Source organism: Pseudoxanthomonas sp. GW835-FHT14C01 (assembly GCF_058793715.1).
Genome location: NZ_JBXAGB010000003.1, coordinates 502434 through 521902, shown reverse-complemented (window position 1 = coordinate 521902; position 19469 = coordinate 502434). Strand labels below are relative to the sequence as shown.

At 63.0% G+C, this 19469-nt stretch carries 26 protein-coding genes; 6 read left to right on the top strand and 20 right to left on the bottom strand.

Features of this window, described 5'->3' with window-relative positions; translation table 11 throughout:
• Positions 1 to 5: 5 nt before the first annotated feature.
• Together AC1Q5B_RS15915 and AC1Q5B_RS15910 are read right to left on the bottom strand one after the other, a co-directional pair.
• Positions 6 to 650 (bottom strand): hypothetical protein, encoded by a 645-nt coding sequence (locus AC1Q5B_RS15915; protein WP_313229671.1) that lies wholly within the window; start codon positions 648 to 650, stop codon positions 6 to 8.
• Positions 651 to 680: 30 nt separating this feature from the next.
• Complete coding sequence (locus AC1Q5B_RS15910; RefSeq protein WP_492632470.1) at positions 681 to 1079, bottom strand: hypothetical protein; 399 nt, start codon at positions 1077 to 1079, stop codon at positions 681 to 683.
• Between the two features lie 767 nt (positions 1080 to 1846).
• On the opposite strand from AC1Q5B_RS15910, the gene AC1Q5B_RS15905 reads away from it, so the two are divergent.
• Positions 1847 to 2914, top strand: coding sequence for a hypothetical protein (locus tag AC1Q5B_RS15905; RefSeq protein ID WP_492632469.1), 1068 nt, complete (start codon positions 1847 to 1849; stop codon positions 2912 to 2914).
• A gap of 18 nt (positions 2915 to 2932) precedes the next feature.
• On the opposite strand, the gene AC1Q5B_RS15900 is transcribed toward AC1Q5B_RS15905, so the two are convergent.
• From AC1Q5B_RS15900 to AC1Q5B_RS15880, 5 genes are all read right to left on the bottom strand, one after another.
• A complete protein-coding gene (locus tag AC1Q5B_RS15900) occupies positions 2933 to 4078 on the bottom strand; it encodes an AlbA family DNA-binding domain-containing protein (RefSeq protein WP_492632468.1) in 1146 nt (381 codons plus the stop codon).
• Between the two features lie 28 nt (positions 4079 to 4106).
• The gene (locus tag AC1Q5B_RS15895) at positions 4107 to 4676 is read right to left on the bottom strand and encodes a hypothetical protein (RefSeq protein WP_313222221.1); all 570 of its coding nucleotides are present in this window, start codon (positions 4674 to 4676) and stop codon (positions 4107 to 4109) included.
• Between the two features lie 35 nt (positions 4677 to 4711).
• Positions 4712 to 5308 (bottom strand): nucleotide-binding protein, encoded by a 597-nt coding sequence (locus tag AC1Q5B_RS15890; protein WP_313222223.1) that lies wholly within the window; start codon positions 5306 to 5308, stop codon positions 4712 to 4714.
• Positions 5309 to 5404: 96 nt separating this feature from the next.
• Positions 5405 to 5923 (bottom strand): hypothetical protein, encoded by a 519-nt coding sequence (locus AC1Q5B_RS15885; RefSeq protein WP_313222225.1) that lies wholly within the window; start codon positions 5921 to 5923, stop codon positions 5405 to 5407.
• A complete protein-coding gene (locus AC1Q5B_RS15880) occupies positions 5920 to 6108 on the bottom strand; it encodes a hypothetical protein (protein ID WP_313222228.1) in 189 nt (62 codons plus the stop codon). Before AC1Q5B_RS15880 ends, AC1Q5B_RS15885 begins: the two co-directional genes overlap by 4 nt.
• Before the next feature lie 163 nt (positions 6109 to 6271).
• Here AC1Q5B_RS15880 and AC1Q5B_RS15875 point away from each other — a divergent pair, with 163 nt between their 5' ends.
• The gene (locus AC1Q5B_RS15875; protein ID WP_492632467.1) at positions 6272 to 8041 is read left to right on the top strand and encodes a type 4 pilus major pilin; all 1770 of its coding nucleotides are present in this window, start codon (positions 6272 to 6274) and stop codon (positions 8039 to 8041) included.
• A 207-nt stretch (positions 8042 to 8248) separates the two neighbouring features.
• Here AC1Q5B_RS15875 and AC1Q5B_RS15870 read toward each other — a convergent pair whose 3' ends face one another.
• The 9 genes from AC1Q5B_RS15870 to AC1Q5B_RS15830 all read right to left on the bottom strand — a co-directional run bounded on the left by AC1Q5B_RS15870 (position 8249) and on the right by AC1Q5B_RS15830 (position 13151).
• Entirely contained in the window at positions 8249 to 8689 is a 441-nt protein-coding gene (locus AC1Q5B_RS15870; RefSeq protein ID WP_492632466.1) for a DUF6573 family protein, read from the bottom strand.
• Between the two features lie 260 nt (positions 8690 to 8949).
• The gene (locus tag AC1Q5B_RS15865; RefSeq protein WP_492632465.1) at positions 8950 to 9435 is read right to left on the bottom strand and encodes a hypothetical protein; all 486 of its coding nucleotides are present in this window, start codon (positions 9433 to 9435) and stop codon (positions 8950 to 8952) included.
• Positions 9436 to 9478: 43 nt separating this feature from the next.
• On the bottom strand, positions 9479 to 9709 hold the full coding sequence (locus AC1Q5B_RS15860) for a hypothetical protein (RefSeq protein WP_313222235.1): 231 nt from the start codon (positions 9707 to 9709) through the stop codon (positions 9479 to 9481).
• A 356-nt stretch (positions 9710 to 10065) separates the two neighbouring features.
• Positions 10066 to 10563 carry an ankyrin repeat domain-containing protein gene (locus tag AC1Q5B_RS15855; RefSeq protein WP_313222237.1) on the bottom strand — a complete coding sequence of 166 codons (498 nt, stop codon included), beginning with the start codon at positions 10561 to 10563 and terminating at the stop codon, positions 10066 to 10068.
• Positions 10554 to 10859 carry a hypothetical protein gene (locus AC1Q5B_RS15850; RefSeq protein WP_313222238.1) on the bottom strand — a complete coding sequence of 102 codons (306 nt, stop codon included), beginning with the start codon at positions 10857 to 10859 and terminating at the stop codon, positions 10554 to 10556. Before AC1Q5B_RS15850 ends, AC1Q5B_RS15855 begins: the two co-directional genes overlap by 10 nt.
• Positions 10860 to 10904: 45 nt before the next feature.
• Positions 10905 to 11138 carry a hypothetical protein gene (locus AC1Q5B_RS15845; RefSeq protein ID WP_492632464.1) on the bottom strand — a complete coding sequence of 78 codons (234 nt, stop codon included), beginning with the start codon at positions 11136 to 11138 and terminating at the stop codon, positions 10905 to 10907.
• A 268-nt stretch (positions 11139 to 11406) separates the two neighbouring features.
• A complete protein-coding gene (locus AC1Q5B_RS15840) occupies positions 11407 to 11874 on the bottom strand; it encodes a hypothetical protein (protein WP_492632463.1) in 468 nt (155 codons plus the stop codon).
• Between the two features lie 60 nt (positions 11875 to 11934).
• Positions 11935 to 12297: a hypothetical protein gene (locus AC1Q5B_RS15835; RefSeq protein WP_313222242.1), complete on the bottom strand. Its 363-nt coding sequence runs from the start codon at positions 12295 to 12297 to the stop codon at positions 11935 to 11937.
• Positions 12294 to 13151 (bottom strand): hypothetical protein, encoded by an 858-nt coding sequence (locus AC1Q5B_RS15830; RefSeq protein WP_313222244.1) that lies wholly within the window; start codon positions 13149 to 13151, stop codon positions 12294 to 12296. Before AC1Q5B_RS15830 ends, AC1Q5B_RS15835 begins: the two co-directional genes overlap by 4 nt.
• Before the next feature lie 110 nt (positions 13152 to 13261).
• Between AC1Q5B_RS15830 and AC1Q5B_RS15825 the strand changes: the two genes are divergently transcribed.
• Complete coding sequence (locus AC1Q5B_RS15825) at positions 13262 to 13645, top strand: helix-turn-helix domain-containing protein (RefSeq protein ID WP_492632462.1); 384 nt, start codon at positions 13262 to 13264, stop codon at positions 13643 to 13645.
• Positions 13646 to 13660: 15 nt separating this feature from the next.
• Positions 13661 to 14011 (top strand): hypothetical protein, encoded by a 351-nt coding sequence (locus tag AC1Q5B_RS15820; protein ID WP_492632461.1) that lies wholly within the window; start codon positions 13661 to 13663, stop codon positions 14009 to 14011.
• A 263-nt stretch (positions 14012 to 14274) separates the two neighbouring features.
• Here AC1Q5B_RS15820 and AC1Q5B_RS15815 read toward each other — a convergent pair whose 3' ends face one another.
• Together AC1Q5B_RS15815 and AC1Q5B_RS15810 are read right to left on the bottom strand one after the other, a co-directional pair.
• Complete coding sequence (locus AC1Q5B_RS15815) at positions 14275 to 14466, bottom strand: hypothetical protein (protein ID WP_313222249.1); 192 nt, start codon at positions 14464 to 14466, stop codon at positions 14275 to 14277.
• Positions 14467 to 14661: 195 nt separating this feature from the next.
• Positions 14662 to 15054, bottom strand: a complete 393-nt coding sequence (locus AC1Q5B_RS15810) for a hypothetical protein (protein WP_492632460.1) — start codon at positions 15052 to 15054, stop codon at positions 14662 to 14664.
• Between the two features lie 245 nt (positions 15055 to 15299).
• Here AC1Q5B_RS15810 and AC1Q5B_RS15805 point away from each other — a divergent pair, with 245 nt between their 5' ends.
• Complete coding sequence (locus AC1Q5B_RS15805; protein ID WP_313222253.1) at positions 15300 to 15500, top strand: hypothetical protein; 201 nt, start codon at positions 15300 to 15302, stop codon at positions 15498 to 15500.
• The gene (locus tag AC1Q5B_RS15800) at positions 15493 to 16095 is read left to right on the top strand and encodes a DNA-3-methyladenine glycosylase (protein WP_313222560.1); all 603 of its coding nucleotides are present in this window, start codon (positions 15493 to 15495) and stop codon (positions 16093 to 16095) included. The genes AC1Q5B_RS15805 and AC1Q5B_RS15800 overlap by 8 nt, the downstream gene beginning before the upstream one ends.
• Before the next feature lie 2 nt (positions 16096 to 16097).
• Here AC1Q5B_RS15800 and AC1Q5B_RS15795 read toward each other — a convergent pair whose 3' ends face one another.
• Both AC1Q5B_RS15795 and ligD read right to left on the bottom strand, forming a co-directional pair.
• Entirely contained in the window at positions 16098 to 16892 is a 795-nt protein-coding gene (locus AC1Q5B_RS15795) for an OBAP family protein (RefSeq protein WP_313222255.1), read from the bottom strand.
• Between the two features lie 9 nt (positions 16893 to 16901).
• Entirely contained in the window at positions 16902 to 19466 is a 2565-nt protein-coding gene (ligD, locus tag AC1Q5B_RS15790) for a DNA ligase D (RefSeq protein WP_492632459.1), read from the bottom strand.
• Between the last annotated feature and the right edge of the window lie 3 nt (positions 19467 to 19469).

Sequence of the window (19469 nt, the reverse complement as noted above, 5' to 3'; positions counted from 1 at the left end):
GCGGCTCAACGGACGTCGGGCACCGGCGTGACGGTGATGACGTGTTCACCCTTGCCGCAGCGGTCGTCCAACGTCACCTTCGAGAGCGCACCGCGCTTGGCGAGCTCCACGATGGGGACCTGGCAGGCGACCTTGTCGGTGCCCTGGAACACGACCGTGAGCCCGTTGGTCGACTTGGTCAGCAGGCCGGCGAACTTGTCGAGGAACGCCTGGGTGTTGCGGTCCAGCCGCTTCATGTCGGTGGGGTCGTAGTTCAAGCGCAGCGAATCCAGCACCGCCTCTTGCTTGCCTTCGACGGTCTCGGTCTTCGTCATGACCTCGGCCTTCATGCCAGCAGCACGCGCGGCGTCAGCGGTCTCTTCGGCGTGCTCGCGCTGCTGCTTCACGTAAGACGCGGTGGCGCCCACGGCTGCACCTGCAGCGCAAGCGGCCAGGGCCTTGTCCTTCTTGCCGGTGACAAAAGCGAGTGCACCGCCGGCCACGCAGCCGATGCCACCGGCCTTGAACAGACGCTTCTTGTCCGACCTCGGTTTGGCGTCCTCGCTGTTGCCGAGTTGAGATGGAGTGGATTGGGCAAGGGCCTGCAGCGGGACTGACAACGGAAGGCAGGCGACCAGGCACACGGTCAGGGGGAGGGAGTGACGTTTCATGGGATGGATCTCCTAGTGGTGGGGGAAGGGTCAGACGCGGGGGGAGAGCATGGGATTGGCCGCGGGCGTCTTGGCCGAGGCCTTGCTGGGTGCTGTGGGAGCGATCGCAGCGGAGAGGACACGGCGAAGCGCTTCTTCGTAGCGTTCGATGGCCTGGGCCTGCTCGGCCTTCATCTCGTCGCGCAACCGTTGGTGGTCCTGCTGGAGAGAGCTGCGCAGCGTCGCGTTCTCCTCCCGCAGCTGATCGAGCAGGAACTCCAGGTGGGCATTCGAGTTCTCTAGCACCGCCGTCAATGTGACGCCCGCGTTGTGCCGTTCCAGAGCATCGCGCACGTAAGCACTGAACGCCACCCCGTTCTCGCGGGCAAGACGGCGAGCCAGCTTCAGTTGCTCGCGTTCGAGATTTACGTTTTGACGAACGAACGCCATCGGTCGAGTAACTCCATTTCGGGCTTACTCCACCGATACCTGGAATCTGCGACTTGGCAAGGCCCCATCGCAGGAGCCTGAAAAACAAGGGCGAAATGAGCTAACAACCGCTGACCTTGTCTCCTCATGCTTGTGACACGGTCAGGGCTTGATTGCATTGAGCTTTCGCCGTTCGTGAGGCAGATTTTGGGCGCGAAGCGCACACCCACTTCAGTGCGTCATGTGTATGACGAGTCCAGGACACCCTCCAGGCTTCTGCTTTGGTGCCTGGGCCGACACTGCTTCAACCGACGCGGAGCTGTTGCCGTTGCTTTTCGCCACCCCTTGCGATTCCCCAGTGCAGAGGTATTGGTAGTGCATCCCCCCAAGGTTCATCTCTCCCCACGTTCACGCCATGCCTTCCCTCACCCCACGCTCCCCTACCCCTCTCGCCCTCCGTCGCACCTCGCACGGACAGACAGCTGCGTTCGTTCGGCCACCCGCATCTTCTCGCCGGCCAACCCTCATCAGTGACCCCCGCAACCCATCAGCGTTGCACTCGAAAACGGTTGAGGCATTCGTTTTAGTCAAACCAGTTGAGGGACGCTGGATGCACCGCGCGGGTCGTTTTAGTCACACGGGAGCAGCCGCCCTCGCAAACCGAATCGTGGTTCGGAATTCCGCGCGACTTTTCGTTTTAGTCAATCGAGTGAGGGGGTTTGTTCGTCGCCTCACACCCGCCAACCATCGTGGTCTTCAACCCACTACCGTTCACCGGAGACCCGCCAATGAGCACTGACGAATTCGGCTCATTCGCTCAACGTGTGTTGGAAAAGCACCGCGCCCGTGCCGCTGAAAACCCCCGGTGGGCGCTAGACCTCCTGCGGCGACAAGATGACCCGGCGTGTGCGTTCTGTTGCTCGCCCATCGACGTGACCCGGCGGCAATCGTGGGGGCTCTCACCCCTCGTTCCGTTCACCCAGGGTGGCCCCGTCGAACCGTCAAACCTGCGGATGGCCTGCAAGGCGTGTGCAGCCGAACGGGGCGCGCGCGACCTGTTGGCCTGGGAAGAGCTGGCAGGCCGGGTGCCCGCCGACCATCTCAACGCCCTGAAGGAAGAACGCCTGAAGATGCTCAAACGCTCGGACAACCACCTGACCTCTGCAGGGCACTACGCCAAGCCTTCAACCGTGCTTGCCCTCCTCCAGGAACGCTGGAAGCACCCCAGGTTTCTCGTCCACGTGGAACGGCATGGGGGCGGATGGTTTGTGGGCTGGCCGCTGGCCCAACGCGATCAACCCTCACGCAACAGCGCCGCCGCCCTGCTGCGTCAGGTGCACCGGGCCCGGTGGCTGGAACACGAAGAGGTGGTGGGTTTTGACGTGTCGGAGGAAGTTTTTCAAACGGCTGTCTGGCAGCTCATCGAGCACCACGCGTTGGTCGTAGACCTGACCGAACGCAGCGCCGCCGACGGCGATCGAACCTGGCAGGACAGCTGGAGGGTGCGCTACCCCAGCTTCCACCAAGTGCGCCGCCGGCGGACTTTCCCGCATGAGAAACCTTGGCCCTCCCATCGGGAAGGCAGCCCCTTGGTATTCAGCACCAAGGCCAGCGCGGTTCGGATGCGAGCCAAGCGCCAGGCCGCCCGCGAGCAGGAAACGAAGGAACGGTGGCTGGACGCCCGCCGTCGGTTGGCAAAACGGGACGAGGACGTTGACGCTGGCCGGTTGCGGCCTTACCTGTCAGGGGAGCGCGACGCTCTTCAGGCGGACGTGGACGAGCTGGCAGGGCGTTGGGTGGCGGCGCGGAAGCCTTTGACCTCCTTGGGCGCCGAAGGGCCGCCCATCCAGGCCTGACGATACGACCACACGGCCCTAATCGCCGTCGCTCTGCTCGTCGTCGTCATCCAGGCGCTCCAGCAACTCCTCAATGCTCAGCTGCTGGCATTCGCCATCAACCGTCAGCACACGTTCGCTCGTGCCGGGCTGGGAAATTTCGTTCGCCAACACCCTGACCTTCATGGTGTATGCACCGGGCTTCATCGGAAGGAATGCCAGGTCTTCCCCCACACGCCGCGTCTCACCCGGGCGGACAGTTCCCAGCAATGACAGATAGAGCGGCTCGGGTCCTTCCTCGTCCACTTCGGTTCGGCTGTCGCCAGAGAACGAAGGCCGGATGTTCCATTCCTCGGCCGGCAGATCCGGCAAGTCGTCGGCGGTCAACATCTTGAACGGCTGCCCCCCGTCGTTGGTCCAGGTGACTTCGAGCTTGGCGTCGGTCAGGGCGAAAGTGGAGCGATTGGTCAGGGCCAGTCGGATGCGGATGAGGCAGTTCTTCGACTGAAGGTAGTCCGCTCCTTCCCTCCAGTAGTGGCGATTTTCCCTGTTGAAGTTGGGAGCCGCCATGAACGCCGAGGGTTGCTCCCGCCGGTAATCGGGCAGCTCGTCGAAGGTCAGGAACGCCCGTTCAAAGTGATCGCCCAGTGGGCGGTTGTCCTGGTCAAGCACCAGCAGGTCGAACAGCGCCTCGCCTTTCGATTGATCGGCAACCCCCATCCGGTAGATCTCGCGCGGGGTGGCGATTCCGCTCGCGCTGCCGCGGCGCAGGTAGACCGTATTGGCTTCCACCTTGCCGTAGGTCTTGGTGACGTAGAACGGCCGGGACTGCTTGGGGATGGTGATGACCGCGATGTGCTTGCCATCGAAGAGCTGCTCCTCATACTTGAAGTTGAGCTTGCTCTCCAGCTTTTCATTGACGAACTGCTGCACCCGCGAATCGTCGATCGCGCCCTGGGCGGGCACTCCCACCACTTCTGCAGGATGCGGGGCGTTCTCCTTGAACCCCATCAAGATGTAAGCCTCACCCTGACGTTGGGTGTTGGCCATCGCCAGGATGTCTTTCAACAACTCGGACTTTTCGTCCTCTGAAGCTTTTGCAAACTTGTAACGCTCAGCTTTGTAGTCCAGGGTAGACCCCTCCCCGGCGCTCCGAAGCTCCTCCAAAAGTGAATCGGGAAGCATGCGTGTCCTCTCTCGACCGGAGCCAGGGTCAGTAGATCTTCCCGTTCTTGGCCTTGCCCCGGTTCCGCACGGCCACCCTTGCAGCTTTTCGGTCCTCAGCGTGCGCGTCTGCCGGCGAGCTCACGACCAACAGGGTCTTCTCTTTGATGAGCGTCGCCGCGGCATAGTCCGCCAGCGCCACCATGGCGGTGGTCAGGGCCACTTCCCGGCCTGCGTCCTCGGAGTCCTCGTAACCGAACAGCTTGGCAATGTTCTCCCGAAGCTTGGGCGGGATCGTCACCATGGCCCGGTGGTGACGCAATCCATCTTCGCGCCGCCGGTAATCATGGAGGGTGACCGACCGCGGCATGACCATGTGAACCCGCTTGCCGCCCACCGTGCCCGCCCGCTGGCTGTCGTCGTAGTCAAAGTAGGACTTTCGCTCCGGGTAGTCGCCCGGACCCAACAGGATGTGCTCGGGAATGCGCCCGATTGCCGGCTCGGCCTTGGTCGTCATCCGCGACGGCTTGGCATGGGTGACGTTCTTGACGTCGTCCAGGGTGCGCTTGGCAGTCTTCTTCGTCGCCGCCTTCTTGGCGGGAGCTTTGCGAGTGGCCATGGGTAGGTCAGGCAGGGAAACCAGTGGAAGGTCCATCATGCCGCAGCCCTCCCCTTGCCGTCACGCTGGAGCGTGTTGCGCACCCCCACGGCCAACCCGTGGATTTCTTCCTGGGCTTTGATTGCCCAGCGGTCCGCGGCGTCGAACACCGTCTGGCCCTGCTCGTAGCAATCCGCGATCAGTGCCCGGTCACGCACCACGATCGCCCCGGCCATCTTGGGGTGGTCCAGGCGGCGACGGTGGGAGGCTCGATTCGTGTTGGCCCGGTTGGCGATCGGCAGGTAGCGCTTGCCCTTCTTCTCCAGCACCTCCACCGTTCGTAGGAAGATGAGGAAGCTGGCCCCGTCCAGCAGCGTGGGGACGAGGTAGAGGTCAGCCTCGGGGATGACCTCGTTGTCAGGCAGCCTGGGTGGGGTGTCGGTGATTTCGACGTGGAAGCCTGGCGAGCGCGAACGGCCCACCGAGAACGGGGTTTCATCGGAGAGAGCCGCAAAGGCGCTTGCGCCGCCCTGGGGATCCCGGTCGTTGACCAGGACGCGCAACCTTGGGTCGCGGGCGTAGCACCCGGCCAGGTTGAGGGCCAACGTGGTGCGGCCAACACCGCCCTTCAGGGAAAAGCAGCACAAGCGCATAAGAAACTCCGAGAGTGAGTAGGTAGGGGTAGCCCAACCGACTCTACAGAGAGTCAACCGCAACGCAAGTGCATGTTTTTGCAACCCTTTTAGCGGTTAAGCCGCCAGACTCCTTTCTTTGAACTCGGCACACTTATGGGCCGACCTCAATCCGCCCCTGATGGGGGGAAGCGTTCGCTGGGTCATCACCGTTTCCGAAGGTGAGGCGTGGAGATCAAAGGGCTGCTCGGCCATCCAGGCTTTCAACGACGGGGGAAGCTCGCGGCCGAGTTCCTCGAAGATGGTCCGGCGCTGCTTGCCAATACGGTATTCGGCGAAGGGGTCCGCGCCCGCTGCGGCCAGGATGAGAACCATCTGGTCAAACCCGTAAGCCAAGTGGGGACTACCGCGATATGCCTTCCACCCCATGCAAGCCAGATGAAATGCCGTGATCCCCTGGGCGCACACCGGAACATCTAGGGATGGAAAGTCGGTGTTGTCGTCTCCGGACCTCCAAGCGTCGATACGGGCTTGATGTATCCGGCGCACCAGGTGGCGCAGGAGAAAAGGGTTGTTGGCCTGGACCGCGGCGTGAAGTTCGCGGGCGAAGCGCTCTCTGGGGTTGAGGGTGCTCATTTCCACTTCGCCTCCTTCCGGCCCTTCTGCTCGAAGTGGGCCTTCTCTTTGGCCAGGCGAACGAGCCGGTGGCGCTTCGAGAGGGGAATGTGGGCGGCTTCCACAAAGCCTCGGCAGGCTTCGTTGGCGGCGTTCATGAACAGGCCCGAACGGGGCTGGGGCGCGGGCAATGCGATTTCATACATCGGGGCGATTCCTGTCGGTTGAGGGTTGGCCTTTTATGAGTAGGTCGTCCCACTCGTTTACTCGGCTTAACCCCATGCAACCACACCGACAGGTCGAGTCAAGGGGGTAAACGGCAGAAAGTCAGACTAAAAAGAGGGGCTTGCCAAACCACCGGTGCATCGCATGCTGAAGTGCATGACGAACCTTCCTAGCCAGCGCATGCGTCCTTCCCCATCCCGTCTGTCCAGCGGGGTTCGCTCTGCGCTGGGCTTCGGCATGTTGGAAACGCTACTCACCCTGACTGGGCTGACCGTCTTCTCCGTCGTCGCGATTGCGAGCTATCAGCACGTTTCCGCGAAAGCGAAGGTTTCCGACGAATCGGAGAACCTGCGCGAGCTGTCCACTCGGGTTGAAAATTCGTTCGGCCTGCTGGGCACGTTCGCCGGGGTCAGCGCCAACGTGATCGTGCGCGATGGCCTGGCCCCCGAACGGTTGACCCGCGGGGACGGCTGGCTGACCAACGCCTGGGGCGGCCGGGTGACCGTGGAGCCCTACACGGTGACGCGCTTCGGGGATGGGTTCTCCGTCGTCCACCACCAGGTGCCCAAACGCTCCTGCGCCGACTTCGTGGCCGTGAATGCGCGCGATCCGTGGGATGTCCAGGTGTCCGACGTGTCCGTGATCCGCAACCACGGCGGGCGCCTCGATCTTCAAACATTGACGGATGCGTGCGCCAATGGCGATGGCCGCGTGGCATTCGTCTACCACACCGGGTTGGTGGCGGGGGCTGCTGTAACGGCTTCTCCGCTGCAGCTTCCCCCCACCCCGACCTCAATCACTCCTCCCGCCTCTCCTCCTGTGGGCGGCCCCGTGGGTCCTGCTGGGCCAGTGGGCCCCGCTGCTCCCGTGGGCCCCATCAACCCCGCTCCTTCCCTCTCCCCACCGCCGCCGGCACCCGTGGTGCCACCGACGCCTCCCCCCGTTGTTCCGATCACCACCCCTCCGCCTCCGGCGACACCTCCACTCCCTCCGCCCACCACCGTGGCAGCGTGCGTGGAGAGTTCGGAGAACCGCACGGTGAGCTGCCCTTCTGGATCGGTGGGCCAGGTCTTCCAAACGCGCCGGCACCATTGCGGTCCCGACCCCTCGGTTTACGAAGCGTGGGCTGGAGCGACGACGGCGGGCCCGTGGACGGAGACCAGCAACACGTGTTCGCCTTGCCCAGGGCCTGAAAGCCGCACCTTGGCCTGCCCCGTCGGGCAACTCGGCGCGCTCGAGGAGCAACGCTCGTATGTGTGCGCAGGTTTAGGAAGCTGGGGCGCGTGGACACTGACAAGCAACACCTGCGCGCCCGCGTGCGTGTTGCCCACCCCCAGCTCTCAGACCGAGGATGAGTTTCAGACCGCCACGCAACGACTGGATTGTCCGGTGGGCCAGGCAGGCGACATTTACCAATCTCGACAAGAACAACGCACGCGCACCCGCACGGCCTCCTGCCCCGCCCCAACCGGGTCCTACACCTGGGGTGGGTGGTCGGCATGGACGGCATGGACGCCCACCACGGGGTGGGCGACGACCAGCGACACGTGTGTGACGCCTCCTTCTGCCCCCTTCGTGTCCGGTTGCGATTTCAGCCATTACTACTACGGCCGCACCGGATTTCAGGACACCTACTGCGATTGGGATCCAAGCCCCTATTGGCAGGATCTGGCAACGGTCATGGTGGGCAACACATTCGATTCGAACGGATATCCGGTGCTTGATATCACGTTGTATCGGGTGGAGATGACGTCGTTATGGGATGGCGTGAACTGCTCGGCGTCGGCCTGCGTGGTCTACCCCAACATGTCCACCGGCGATGGCCGTTCAAGGACGCGGGTCAGAGTGTATCGCCGCTCGGACAACGCCTTGCTACACGACAACGTGGTCGAGATCGATTTTTCCAACCAGTGAAGAGCTCTTTGCCGTTCAAGCCGATGCCCTTTTCAATCAGGATGGGCAGCGCGTCCGGGATGACCCGGCTTCGCCAGGGTGTGCGCGCGAACTCAACCTTCGACCAATCGAATTTCTCCATCCCCAACCCCTCCCTTGTCGTCCCGCCATGTTAGCCGCGGGACCTTGGCGGGAAATAGATGAGGGCCGGTTGCCCGGCCCCCCTCGTCAATCCTCGTTCGGCAGAATGATCGTGACCACTGGTGCAGGGTCATCCCCTGGCCCGCACACCGCTTTCAGGGTGACCAGCCGGTGCGTCGACCGGGTCAGGCCTGACCGATCATCCGGCAAGGCTTCGTTCGCCTGCCAGTCGCCCACATCGGGCATGGCCACCAAGAGTTGGTAGTGGATCTCAGTCGTGTTGCCGCTCTCCCGCTGGATTGCCAGATGGAGCATGAAGAGCACGTCCCAGAGCCGGCCCTCCACGGACTGCCCACGCATCTCCAGCCCCGCGGGCACTTCGACGTAGCGTGCCCACGCGGCGTGGGTGATGGCCACGGGCAGCTTGAAGCCTGCTTCCTTGGCCACGTCGGAGACGTCCACCAGGACGCCGTCCTCAATCGCTTGGGCGCGGGTGTAGGAATGGATGAGATCGGAAGGTTCGAACATGCGCTGCTCCTCGCTGGTGAGTAATGGCCCGGTCCAGGGCATCCGGTCCGGATGACTTGGAATGGGAAACCCACTGCCCCACCGCTCGGAGCGGTCAAGGGAGGAAATGGAAGGGCTGGCGCGGCCCGCAGTGAAGCGAGGACACGGGCCCTGGAATGGCCCTTGACCGGAGAAGCCGGGCGATGGGGCCGCGCGAAGCGCAAAGGGCCCCAATTGCGTGCCGAACGGCACACCGATACGCGGTTGGAATGCGAAAGACGTCAGACCTGGGTGCAGATCAAAGGCACCCGGTCCATCCAGGCGCTTTGCTCAGCGGAGGCCTGCGCGGTGAGCTGGCCCAGGCCGCGGATGAACCGAAGGGAGGCCAGTTGGACGTCGCCCTCGGGCCAATACGGGCCATCTGGGGAAAAGACGAAGTGGTCGCCCTGGAGGGCCCCGCAGGTGGTGCAGTGGTGGGCCAAGTAGGTCTGGCCAGAGGTGCGGGTGGATGCGAAGCGGAGCCAGGGAGCGTGCCCGGTTACGAAAGCGATGGCGCTCTCGTCGAGGTGCTCGATGTAGCGCAGCAAGGCACCCTCCCCCTGGTCCACCACTCCTTCTTCGTCGCGCTCCTCGAACGAGGGAACCCACACCGCCGCCGCGTGCGTGCTGGCATGGCAGAAATGGCAAGTGGTCTGCCCGAGCAGGAGGCCGTAGGCCGGGGCGTGGAGGAAGGTGTGATCGGTGTCGGGAGAGGAAGACTGATTCATGCCGCCATTTTGCCTTGCGCGTGTTTCAGTCGGTGAGACGACATCAGGCCGTTGTTGCGGCGGCACGCTTGGCCATCGGGCGGTTCGTGCCCATCCACCCCATGGCCTTGTATTGCTCGGGTGTCAGGAGCTTGCTCACGCCCAGCCATTGCCTTAAGTGGTAATGGCCAATGGTGTGGGGGTAGCGCTGAATGCCTTCGTGCAGAAGCTTCGGTAGGTAGCACACCTCGCCGTCTGTGCGCTCGTAAGCGTAGTAGTAGTGCCGTGCTGCCATGGCGGCCTCAGGACGCCCAGGTGGCGTTTTCGTTCGCGTCTGAGATGCGAGCCCCGATCAGAATGCTCAAGGGGAGCATGAATGGAGAGAGAGTGGCAAGAGTGGAGAGGGTCATGGCTGTCGGTCCAGTGAGTGGAAAGCACTGCGCCTTCCATACATTCAAGGTAGATCGCCACATGAAAATGTCCATGGCTGCAATGGATCTTTTCAAGACTAAAATCAAAAACTGCGTAATTTCACGCAAATATTCCTAACATCGAATATGCGCCGAAGGCGTTGCTGCCATTCTTCCATTGAGTGCTTCCAGATCGCCGGTCGCGCAGCGGCCGGTGGCGGCGTTGTGCTGTTGCTCTTGCTTAGAGACGCGGCCGGCTTACCGTCGGCGTGTCGGCCACGGTCACCAGCCTTTCCTGCAGCAGCTCCTGCCGCAGTTCGGCTTCCACTTTCGCCACCACCTGGGGCATCGCATCGCGCAGGGTTCCTGTTCGCCAGAAAGGGCTGGCGCGGTAGGCGTTGCCGCCAAGCCTCATCAGCAGACGCGCGGTCTGCTCCATGCGCCCCCGCTCCACCGGATGCTCGCTGGACTGGTAGTCGGCTGCGAGCTTCTCCAGCGGCCTTTCGCTCCAGAAGTTGCGCGCGTGAGGTTCCGCTCCCGCCTCAATCAGGGCTTCAACGATGCGAGGCCAGGCCAGCGCGGAATGGATGGCCGGACCTTCGTTCTCCCGCCATGCGTTGGGGTTCGCTCCATTGCGGAGCGCCTCAAGCACCCCCACCAGGTTGCCCTCGATGCACGCGTGAATCAGTTCCGCGCTGGGGCTGCCGGGCGGTGGCGGAGAGCGATCAATCACGGCCACGCCGTTTCCTCAGCGTGCCCCCGGATGATCTGACGCAACACTTCTCCGCGGGTGTGGCCCAACGACGACGCCAGAACACCGATGCCTTCGACAACGTGGCGCGGGGCCACCATTTCGGGCAGCCGATCCGTCTTGCTGTCGCCCATCCGCTTACTTGAAAGTGGGAACGGCTGACGGAAGTAGAGCGCCACAATCTGTCGCACGGCTTCGTTGAACGGAATGCCGTGCTTCTCGGCCAACCGCCGGATCTCGTCGGCATCGCCGGCGTTGACGAAGGACGTCGGCAGGCGCCCCATGGGGTTGTCCAGGCGGGGGTTGCGTAGAGGCAGCATCTCGCACTCTCAGGTTTCAGCGTTGATCTCATGTTCCAGCAGCGCATGAGCCACTTCCTTGAGAGAGCGATACCCGCGAATGCTGTCTTGGTATTTCCCGTCAGACAACTCCCATCGTGGCAGTGGCTCGTTCTGTCCAGCGGCCGCAGCACGAGTGTGACGCCCAGCTTCGGAAAGGGTGAGACCAAGCCGATGTGCACGGTTTTCCAACGAAGAACGACGAAGTGAAGTTTGATTCAACATTGCGATTTCCTTGTGAGATCTAGGCCGGCGCGATTGCCTCCCTATAATTTCAAGGTAGATCGCCATGCGATTTTGTCCATGCGATTCACGGATCTTTTCTCGACTAAAGTGCAAATCTGCGGCCTTGGGAAGCAAATATTCCTAACATCGAACCCGCACCGAAGGCGATGTGCTTTCCACGGCCAGGTGGTGCTTTTCAGATGCTTTTTGCTGGGCACAAAAAAGCCCCCTTTCGGGGGCTTCAACTTGCTCACTGGCTCTTCTTCTCTCAGATGCGCGTGGCCCGCACGAAGCGTGTCAGGTAGCCGGTCACGACGGGCACCACTGTGTAGAGGACCGCAAACGGGAGCAGCGCGATGGACGCGATGGCCTTCACCGCTTCTGGTGCTGCAGGCGAGAACGCAGCGAAGAACAGCGCCACGTGGACCCCGAAGACACCCAGCAGCCCAAACAGGAACCCCTTGAGAAAGCCGCCCTTCTGGCCGGTCTGGTCATACAGGCCCCAGCGCGAGGCGCGGAAGCGTGCCGCCCGCCAGTTCATCCAGGTCAGAACGGCCAGCACACCGAAAAGGGCAGCGCTCGCGAGCAGCGCAAGGGCCACACCGAAGGGGTGCCCATTGTTCTGGCTGATCTCCTGCGCCCCACCCAGCATCAGCAAGGCGGCACCGCCCAGGATGACGTAGGCGGGCAACAAGGCGCCCCAGTTCATTTGCTGCGACGTCGATTTCATATTCATGTGGACCTCCGTGATGGGTTGCTTCCACTACTCATACCGCGTCCTGGCGAACTGGCAAGGTCAGTTCTTCTTCTGCGCGCTGATAGGCACCCACGCGTCGTTCTGCTTCGCGAAGGTGATGTCGAACTCCGCCGGCACCGGAACGGGCTCGCGCTTCAACTGCACGCCGCCATGGAACCCCACCAGGTCCAGCGTGCCACCCGTCACGCAGGTCACCCGTTCGGGGCCACTGCTCGCGCAATTCACGGTCAAGTCGTCCCAGCCGCGAACCTCCATCCGCTGCCCCAACTGGGCGATCAGGTTTGCATTCAGATGTGTTTCGTAGGCCTTGGCCACCTGTTCTTCCGTGGGCATGTCTGCCTTGCTCCCGCACGCTGCCAGCGGCAGCGTCAGTAGTGCCACTGCGATTGCTGCGTTCTTCATGCGCCTGCTCCCTGCTTGTGAGTGAGGTCCACTTCGATCGTTTCGTTGCGGTAGCCGATGCGCACCCGCTCGACAGTCACGTCCATCTTCGGCACGGTGTTCTCGACCCACACCCGGTTGACGGTGAACACCACCAGGTCATCACGCGCGTCGCGGCCTTGCCGGGCGAGGTTGGCGGCCTCCGCCGAGTCCATGCGGATCAAGAGCTCGTAGCGCCCAGCGTGGGGTGGACTGGAGACACCCGTGGGGGTGACCCGATGCCAGGGCACGAAGCCTTTGCCCGTCACCGACAACCCGGAGGCGGAGATCTGCGGCATGGGGACGTAGACCTCCATGACACCTCGGCCAGCGTTGTATTCGATGCCTCCCAGCGCCCCGAACTGGGGGCGGACGGCAAACCGGCGCGTGGTCTTGAACTTCTCCAGCCGTGCATCGAAGGCCGGCCCATACCGGCGTTCAATCGCGTCCTTCTGCGTCTTCTCGATCCCGTTGGGGCCGTTGATCTTGGTGTCGGCCACCCACCACTGATACAGACACCATTGCCGCCGCTTGGCGTCCTGGCGGTAGTTGGAGTGCGCCATCGCAAGCAGATCCATATCGCACATGTCCGAACCCGCCCCTCCGGTCGCTGTCGGGCCCACCCGCAGGTGCTGGGCCCCCTCCAGCTTCTCCTTGTCCAGATCCCAGTAGGTTCCCGCAGGATCCAGGTAGGGACTGCGTGCCTTCTCAGCAGTCACCCGGGGGGTGTTGCCCAGCGCCCTGCCGAGGGTCTCCAGTAACCCCTTCCCGTCCCCGGCCTGGGCCTGGAACGTCAAGGCCAGCATCAGCGCGCTGGCCCACCCTTTGCTTGCCATAGAACCCCCTGTTGGCTCCTTGCCACGAACTTACGTGGTGCGTAGAGTCTACCCGGGGCGTAGGGCCTGGGTCATCCTGTCGGCATGCCTGCATTGCATCCGTTCAGCCCGTGAGCACTCCCCCACCTGTCCCTCGGGCTGTTGTGGCGGCGCGCCTGCGCCAGGCCCGCCAGCTGCGAGGCCTGAGCCAACGCGAGGTCGGGGTGCGCATGGGGTTGGACAAGGACACCGCGTCCGCGCGGATCAGCCGTTATGAAAGCGAGAGCATGGCCATCAGCCTGGAATCGCTGTTCGAGCTGGCCTTGGCCTTGGACGTCCCACCCGCCTACCTGTTGGCCAGTTCTCCGGCCATGGCCAACGCCATCCTGGCCCTGGGCGAGCACAACGAGGCCCAGCAAGTCCGGTTGGCGGAGGTTTTGAAGAAGCTTTCAGAGTTGCCACCGAAAAAGCGCAACGTGCTCATTGAGCAGTTGTCACATCTCACCGAGGAATAGCAGTCACAACAAGGAATGATCCCGATGTGGAAATGGATTTCCCGTCTGCTGAGCCCCACCCCCACCGATCAGGCGCAACCCTCCCCCAGGGTCGAACTCGCCGCACTCGTTGATCTGAACATGGTCGAGCTCAATGCGGCCGAAGCCCGGGCATTGCTCGCCCAGGACCTCGCGTTGCCGGACCGGCTCCGTCAGCGCCTCGTTGTGTTTTCAAGCACCGCTGACGCGCTCCTGGATCAAGCACGGACGATCCCTGCGCAGCCCCCCGACTGGGAGGCCATTCGGCGAACAGCCCGCTTACTCAACGGCGAGTTTGAGCTTCTTCGAAGCGATCTTAACCGCTCCCTTAGACAACCCACTTTCTAGCGGCCAGCGAAGCCGGGCAATACCAGGTCAGGGCGCAGCCGTTGGACAAGTCGGGTCCCGCGAACTTCGTTCGCCCCCTGCTCAACCACCGGATCGTGAAGTCACCTGCGACTTGATGGGGGCTCCCCTGTCCTTCATGCCCTCCGTTAGCAGCTCACGGACGAGTTCGCTGACGTGCTTGCTCTGCTCGGCTGCCAGCTGCTCCATCCGCGCTCTCAGGTCCTTGGGCACGCGCACGGCCATTTGAACGTAAGCCGGCCGGGTCATGGCATCGCCAAGGACAGCACCACCGCCACGGCCAGGCCCGCAATGATCGCGGCTTTCAGGAGCGAACGGCGGCGGGCAACGCCCCTCTGTCGCTTCGCGCTCTTCCAATGAATGCCAGCGATGCAGAAGACGATGAAGAGGAAGAGGACCACCCAGGCGGTGGTGACGATGGCACCGAAGGTGATCATGCGGCACTTGCTAGAATCATTGTCGGGAACACAATCCAGGAGGCGAGGACCACGTAAGCACCAACCAGACCCAGCGATGCGTCACGCCGCTGGGAAAATGGGGCGTGCTTGTTTGCAACGGTGTGCCCACACCAAGTTAGCAGTGCCCAGCCTTCCAATGGAATGGACCACCACGGCCTGGCTGAAGGCTTGAGTTCATTCGGCATAACGGTCATAAGGGCTCTCCAATTGCTGGGCGTCGCCGTAAGGCAAGGGTTGATCAGGGGTGGTGGACGCGTCGATGCCGAAGCCGGGCAAGCCGGGCACTCCGGGCAAGTTCTTGAGCACGTCCAACAGCGACCGGCTTCTATTCGCATCGGCCTCTGCTCGCGCCAGGAATTCGTCCAGCTCGCTGGGCAAGGCGGAGCGCATGTCGGAGACGGAACCGAGCACCCCACTTGAACCAGGCATGCTGGCTCCCGTCACGCGATTCCAGTCGCTGGAGAATCGATCGACCCCGTCCATGCCCATGAAAAACAGACGGGCCAAGATGGCTGCAACGATAAAGTTAACGACCAATCGGCGCGTCACTCTGAAACCTATGAACATGTCTTTTCCTCCCCACCCGTTTCGTTTGTCGGTGTATGACGCTCGTATCCCGTTCGTCATACCTTTGGGATACACCTGCACGACAAAGACGCCAGGGGGTGATGCAGACTAAAATTCATTACTTTGAAATCTCGCCAAGTTCTTAGTTAGGTAAGGGCGTGAATCCACTGTTTTCCCTCGGGATTTTTCATCGCTTGACTACACGTCCTCACGCACAATAGGCCTCCTCCCCGGAGGTCTCGACCATGCTGCACAAGTCAGAAATCGACGCCCGCCTAAAGGCAATCGAGGCAGAGATCCCTCGCCTGCGAAAGAACATGAACACGTTCTACCGCGCCTTCGAGGACCGGGCAGATCGTTTGTGCTGCGAAGTGGATCCTGCGTGCCAGGACTACGTGCTCGACGAGCTCAACGCGATGATCGAGCGTGCTGGCATCAATGCTTAACGAGTGGGCCGCGCTCCCTAGGACGTTCTACGATCGGCACCCCACCCTGGTGGCGCCCGAGCTGTTGAACAAAGTGTTGGTCCGGGACGATGGCCGTGCCCTGCGCATCGTCGAGGTGGAGGCCTATGCTGGCCACGAAGATCCCGCCGCCCACTCCTACCGTGGGCAGACCGCGCGGAATGCCACGATGTTCGGGCCGCCCGGTCACCTGTATGTCTACTTCACCTACGGGATGCATTGGGGCAGCAACGCCGTGTGTGGAAACGGGATGGGCGTGCTGCTGCGCGCCGGGGAGCCCCTCCAGGGCCTTCAGTCCATGCTGCAAGCCAGGCCCGCGGCCAAGCGCGATCGGGACGTGGCCAGTGGCCCCGGCAAGCTGTCGCAAGCGATGGGGATCACCCGTGAGCTGGATGGATCCGACCTCGTGACGGGCGATCGGGGCATGCTCATCGTGAGCGATGGGACACCACCACCCGACCATCCCATCATTGGACCCCGCGTTGGCATTTCAAAGGCGATGGACTTCCCTTGGCGCTGGCACGTGCCTGACCACGCGCACGTGTCGGTTCGCCCTCCCAGGCCGAGCAAGCGCTGACGCTACTTCGAAGTCGCGTTCTCGTCCTTAGTCTGATCCTGGGGTTGGGCATGGTCGTGGACCTGCCCCGTGGGATCCACGATCTGGATGATCTTGCCTTGCTGCCATGAGTCCGCCCCTGGAACGATGGGAGGTGCGGGAATGTCTTCTCGTTTGGCACGCTTATCCGAGCTGTCGATGCCCAGCCGCTCATCGCGCTGCGCAATCATGGCCGGGTCCGCTTGACCGTCCTGGGTAAACCCCATCATCAGCTGAGGAACCCCCAGGGGGAGCTCAAGATCCTGGTCGGTGTGCCAGGTGTGCCACGTCTTGCCGTAGGTGCCCACCAGATTTTCCATCAGTGCGTGCTCGGCCGCCTCCGGCAGACCGGGAGCGACCAGGGTGCCAGACTTCACCTCGTGGACATGGCTGTGCCAGAGCGCCTTCTCGTCATCGGGCAGCCCGGCAAACAGCTCAGCACTCACAATGTATTCCACGCCCATGATTTTCGCTTCGCGCACACTGCCGTCGAAGATCACGCACTGGATGACGTCATCGTTGAGGACCGAGCAGTAATGGTGTGCCTCCATCTGCGCCGCCATGTCCCCGTTGTAGAAGTGAAAGCCTTCCAAGTAGGCGTTCAACGCATCGATCGGCGGCTTGTCCTGGAGAACGGCAGCGCCTGCATCGAGCACCTGGGTCTTGGCGCTCTCACCTGCCCCGGGCGGCTCTACGCCTGATTCCGTCTTGCCGCCTCCACAACCTCCGACCAGGAAAGCGACCATGGATGCAGCTGTCCAACTTGAGGTCTTCGCCACGGGGCTCTCCTACTCGTCCTGCGCCCAACGCGCCAGGTTCTGTTTCACCCGATCGATGCCTTCCCACGGGTCCTTTCGACGGCGCTTCAGCTTGGCCGGCACGTCTTTGATGGTGAACGCATTCGCCTTGGTGAGCTTGCTCAGCTCGCTCCAGGCCAACGGCATCGCCACGGGAGCGCCAGCACGCCCGCGCATGGAATAGGAGGCCACGGCCGTGGCGCCCCGCCCGTTGCGCAGATAATCCACGAAAATTCGTTTGTTCCGCTTGCTCTTGGTGGCCGTGGACAGGAAGCGGTCCGGCTCTGAGCGGGCCAACGCGTCGGCGAATCCATGAGCGAAGCGCTTCGTCAGATCCCAGTCGCACCCAGGATTCAGTGGCACCACCACGTGGAGGCCCTTACCGCCCGACACGCGCAGGAACGATTCCAGCTCCAGCTGTTCCAGCAGCTTGCGGATGTCCGTGGCTGCCTTCTTGATCTCCGAGAACGGCACGCCCTCGCCCGGGTCCAGGTCGAACACGACGCGGTCAGCCCTATCGGGTTCATTGGCGTGCGAGCCCCACGGGTGGAATTCCAGCGCGTTGAATTGCACGAGCTCCATCAACCCCGGCAGGTCTTCCACCACCAAGTAATCGGCGTTGGTGCCCGATTCCTCCTTGAGCTTGACGGTGTCCACCCGCTCCAGCCCTGCGGTCAGGTGTTTCTGGAAGAAGCATGGCCGCTCGATGCCCGCCGGGCAGCGGATGATGGACAACGGCCGGCCGGCGATTTCGGGCAGGAGGTGGTCTGCCACCGCCATGTAGTAATCCCACACGTCCTGCTTGGTGACGCGGCTGTCGGGAAACAGGATCTTCGTGGGGCTGGAAAGCTTGGGCAGATCAGTGGCTGGGGCGCTCTTCTTGCCCCTCTTGGTGACTTTCTTGCTGGCCGTGGTGGCCTTGGCCGCCTTCGCCAGGCTCGGCGCCTTGGCGGGCTTTTCTGCCCGATCGCTGTCGGCCAGATCTGCCACGTCCTTGTCGGGACGAATGGCCTTGAGCGAGGGCTGACGCAACAGGTCCTGCCGGCCGATGCCGCGGAAGAAGACCTCCACCACGAAGCGCGGAGCGAACCAAGTGGCAGTGCGCAGGTCGGTATCGGTGGTGCCCACATGGGCGGTGGGCTTCTTGCCCCCGCCCTTGGCCAGCTTCTTGGTGACCTCGCGCATCAGCTCGTCGTTGAAGCCCGTGCCCACACGGCCCACGTAGCGCCAACCGTGTTCGGGGTCAGGCTTGGCTAAGAGTAGGGATCCGAACCCCGTGCGGCTGCCTTTGGGCTCCGTGTAGCCCACCACCGCGAATTCGTCACTGGCCAGTTGCTTGGTCTTGCGCCAGTCTTCGCTCCGGCCACCGTGGTAAGGACGGTCGGCACGCTTGGAGATGATGCCCTCGAAGTGGCGATCCCCGGCGAGCTTGAACGCCGCCTCCCCGTCGCCCTCAATGTGAGAACTGAACGCCAAGTGGGCTGGCGCGCCTTCCAGGAGCTCCTGGAGCAACGCTTTGCGCTCGAGGAGCGGTGCGCCCGAGACGTCCACCCCATTGAGGTGGAGCACATCGAACAGCGCGTAGGCCAGCTTGCCTTGGCGTTCCCCCGACAGCGTGGATTGGAGCAGGTTGAAGTCCTGCTTGGTGCCGGTGCCGGCGATGAGCTCCCCGTCCAGCGCACCCGATTCCAGGCCCAACGCGGCCACTGCGTCGCGGATGTCAGGAATCTTCGCCGTCCATTCCAGCGCGTTGCGCGACCACAACCTCACTTCGCCCTTCGCAATGGTGGCCAGGATGCGGTAGCCGTCCCACTTGAGCTCGTGGATCCACTGTTCGCCCTGCGGCGGGCTCTCGCCGAGCTTGGCCAGCTGGGGTTCGAACGGCCCGGTGGGGGTCTTGCCCTTCTTGGCCTTGGGCAAGGCCGAGGCTTTCTTCGCCCAGTCCTTCTTGCGTCCTTTCTTCGCCGGCACCGCCGTCAGCTTCATTTTGTTTGTCTTGCCGGAGCCCGCGCGCTTGAGATCCGCGGCCGGGGCTTGGGCCACGTCGGCGAGCAGATCATCGGCTTCCAGTGTGCCGGCGTAGTCGTCCTTGTCCTTGAAAAGCAGCCACTGGGGTTGCTTGGCAGGTTTGCCGGAGCGGACCAGGTGCCAGCCGCCCTTGAGCTTCGTGCCGAACAGCTCGAAGCGAAGGTGGCCTTTGACCAGCTGTTCCTCTGGATCGCCGTCGGTGGCCCACACGCCGTGGTCGAACTGGGCCACGTGCCCTCCCCCGTATTGGCCCTTCGGGATCTCGCCCTCGAAGGTGGCGTAGTCCACGGGGTGGTCTTCCACTTCCACCGCCATGCGCTTCACGCTGGGGTCGTAGCTGGGGCCCTTGGGGACCGCCCAGCTCTTGAGGGCGTCGCCCACCTGCAGCCGGAAGTCGTAGTGCCGGCGGCTGGCGTGGTGGAGCTGAACCACGAAGATGGCCCGCTGCCCTTTCGGGACTGCCTTGCCTGGTTCCGGTTCACGCGTCTTGTCGAAGCTGCGCTTGCGGCGGTAGTCCGTCAGGCTCATGGC

Coding starts and splice junctions, on each gene's coding strand:
- AC1Q5B_RS15915 (WP_313229671.1), bottom strand. CDS start 650: ATGAAACGTCACTCCCTCCCCCTGACCGTGTGCCTGGTCGCCTGCCTT.
- AC1Q5B_RS15910 (WP_492632470.1), bottom strand. CDS start 1,079: ATGGCGTTCGTTCGTCAAAACGTAAATCTCGAACGCGAGCAACTGAAG.
- AC1Q5B_RS15905 (WP_492632469.1), top strand. CDS start 1,847: ATGAGCACTGACGAATTCGGCTCATTCGCTCAACGTGTGTTGGAAAAG.
- AC1Q5B_RS15900 (WP_492632468.1), bottom strand. CDS start 4,078: ATGCTTCCCGATTCACTTTTGGAGGAGCTTCGGAGCGCCGGGGAGGGG.
- AC1Q5B_RS15895 (WP_313222221.1), bottom strand. CDS start 4,676: ATGGCCACTCGCAAAGCTCCCGCCAAGAAGGCGGCGACGAAGAAGACT.
- AC1Q5B_RS15890 (WP_313222223.1), bottom strand. CDS start 5,308: ATGCGCTTGTGCTGCTTTTCCCTGAAGGGCGGTGTTGGCCGCACCACG.
- AC1Q5B_RS15885 (WP_313222225.1), bottom strand. CDS start 5,923: ATGAGCACCCTCAACCCCAGAGAGCGCTTCGCCCGCGAACTTCACGCC.
- AC1Q5B_RS15880 (WP_313222228.1), bottom strand. CDS start 6,108: ATGTATGAAATCGCATTGCCCGCGCCCCAGCCCCGTTCGGGCCTGTTC.
- AC1Q5B_RS15875 (WP_492632467.1), top strand. CDS start 6,272: ATGCTGAAGTGCATGACGAACCTTCCTAGCCAGCGCATGCGTCCTTCC.
- AC1Q5B_RS15870 (WP_492632466.1), bottom strand. CDS start 8,689: ATGTTCGAACCTTCCGATCTCATCCATTCCTACACCCGCGCCCAAGCG.
- AC1Q5B_RS15865 (WP_492632465.1), bottom strand. CDS start 9,435: ATGAATCAGTCTTCCTCTCCCGACACCGATCACACCTTCCTCCACGCC.
- AC1Q5B_RS15860 (WP_313222235.1), bottom strand. CDS start 9,709: ATGGCAGCACGGCACTACTACTACGCTTACGAGCGCACAGACGGCGAG.
- AC1Q5B_RS15850 (WP_313222238.1), bottom strand. CDS start 10,859: ATGGGGCGCCTGCCGACGTCCTTCGTCAACGCCGGCGATGCCGACGAG.
- AC1Q5B_RS15845 (WP_492632464.1), bottom strand. CDS start 11,138: ATGTTGAATCAAACTTCACTTCGTCGTTCTTCGTTGGAAAACCGTGCA.
- AC1Q5B_RS15840 (WP_492632463.1), bottom strand. CDS start 11,874: ATGAATATGAAATCGACGTCGCAGCAAATGAACTGGGGCGCCTTGTTG.
- AC1Q5B_RS15835 (WP_313222242.1), bottom strand. CDS start 12,297: ATGAAGAACGCAGCAATCGCAGTGGCACTACTGACGCTGCCGCTGGCA.
- AC1Q5B_RS15830 (WP_313222244.1), bottom strand. CDS start 13,151: ATGGCAAGCAAAGGGTGGGCCAGCGCGCTGATGCTGGCCTTGACGTTC.
- AC1Q5B_RS15820 (WP_492632461.1), top strand. CDS start 13,661: ATGATCCCGATGTGGAAATGGATTTCCCGTCTGCTGAGCCCCACCCCC.
- AC1Q5B_RS15815 (WP_313222249.1), bottom strand. CDS start 14,466: ATGATCACCTTCGGTGCCATCGTCACCACCGCCTGGGTGGTCCTCTTC.
- AC1Q5B_RS15810 (WP_492632460.1), bottom strand. CDS start 15,054: ATGTTCATAGGTTTCAGAGTGACGCGCCGATTGGTCGTTAACTTTATC.
- AC1Q5B_RS15805 (WP_313222253.1), top strand. CDS start 15,300: ATGCTGCACAAGTCAGAAATCGACGCCCGCCTAAAGGCAATCGAGGCA.
- AC1Q5B_RS15800 (WP_313222560.1), top strand. CDS start 15,493: ATGCTTAACGAGTGGGCCGCGCTCCCTAGGACGTTCTACGATCGGCAC.
- ligD (WP_492632459.1), bottom strand. CDS start 19,466: ATGAGCCTGACGGACTACCGCCGCAAGCGCAGCTTCGACAAGACGCGT.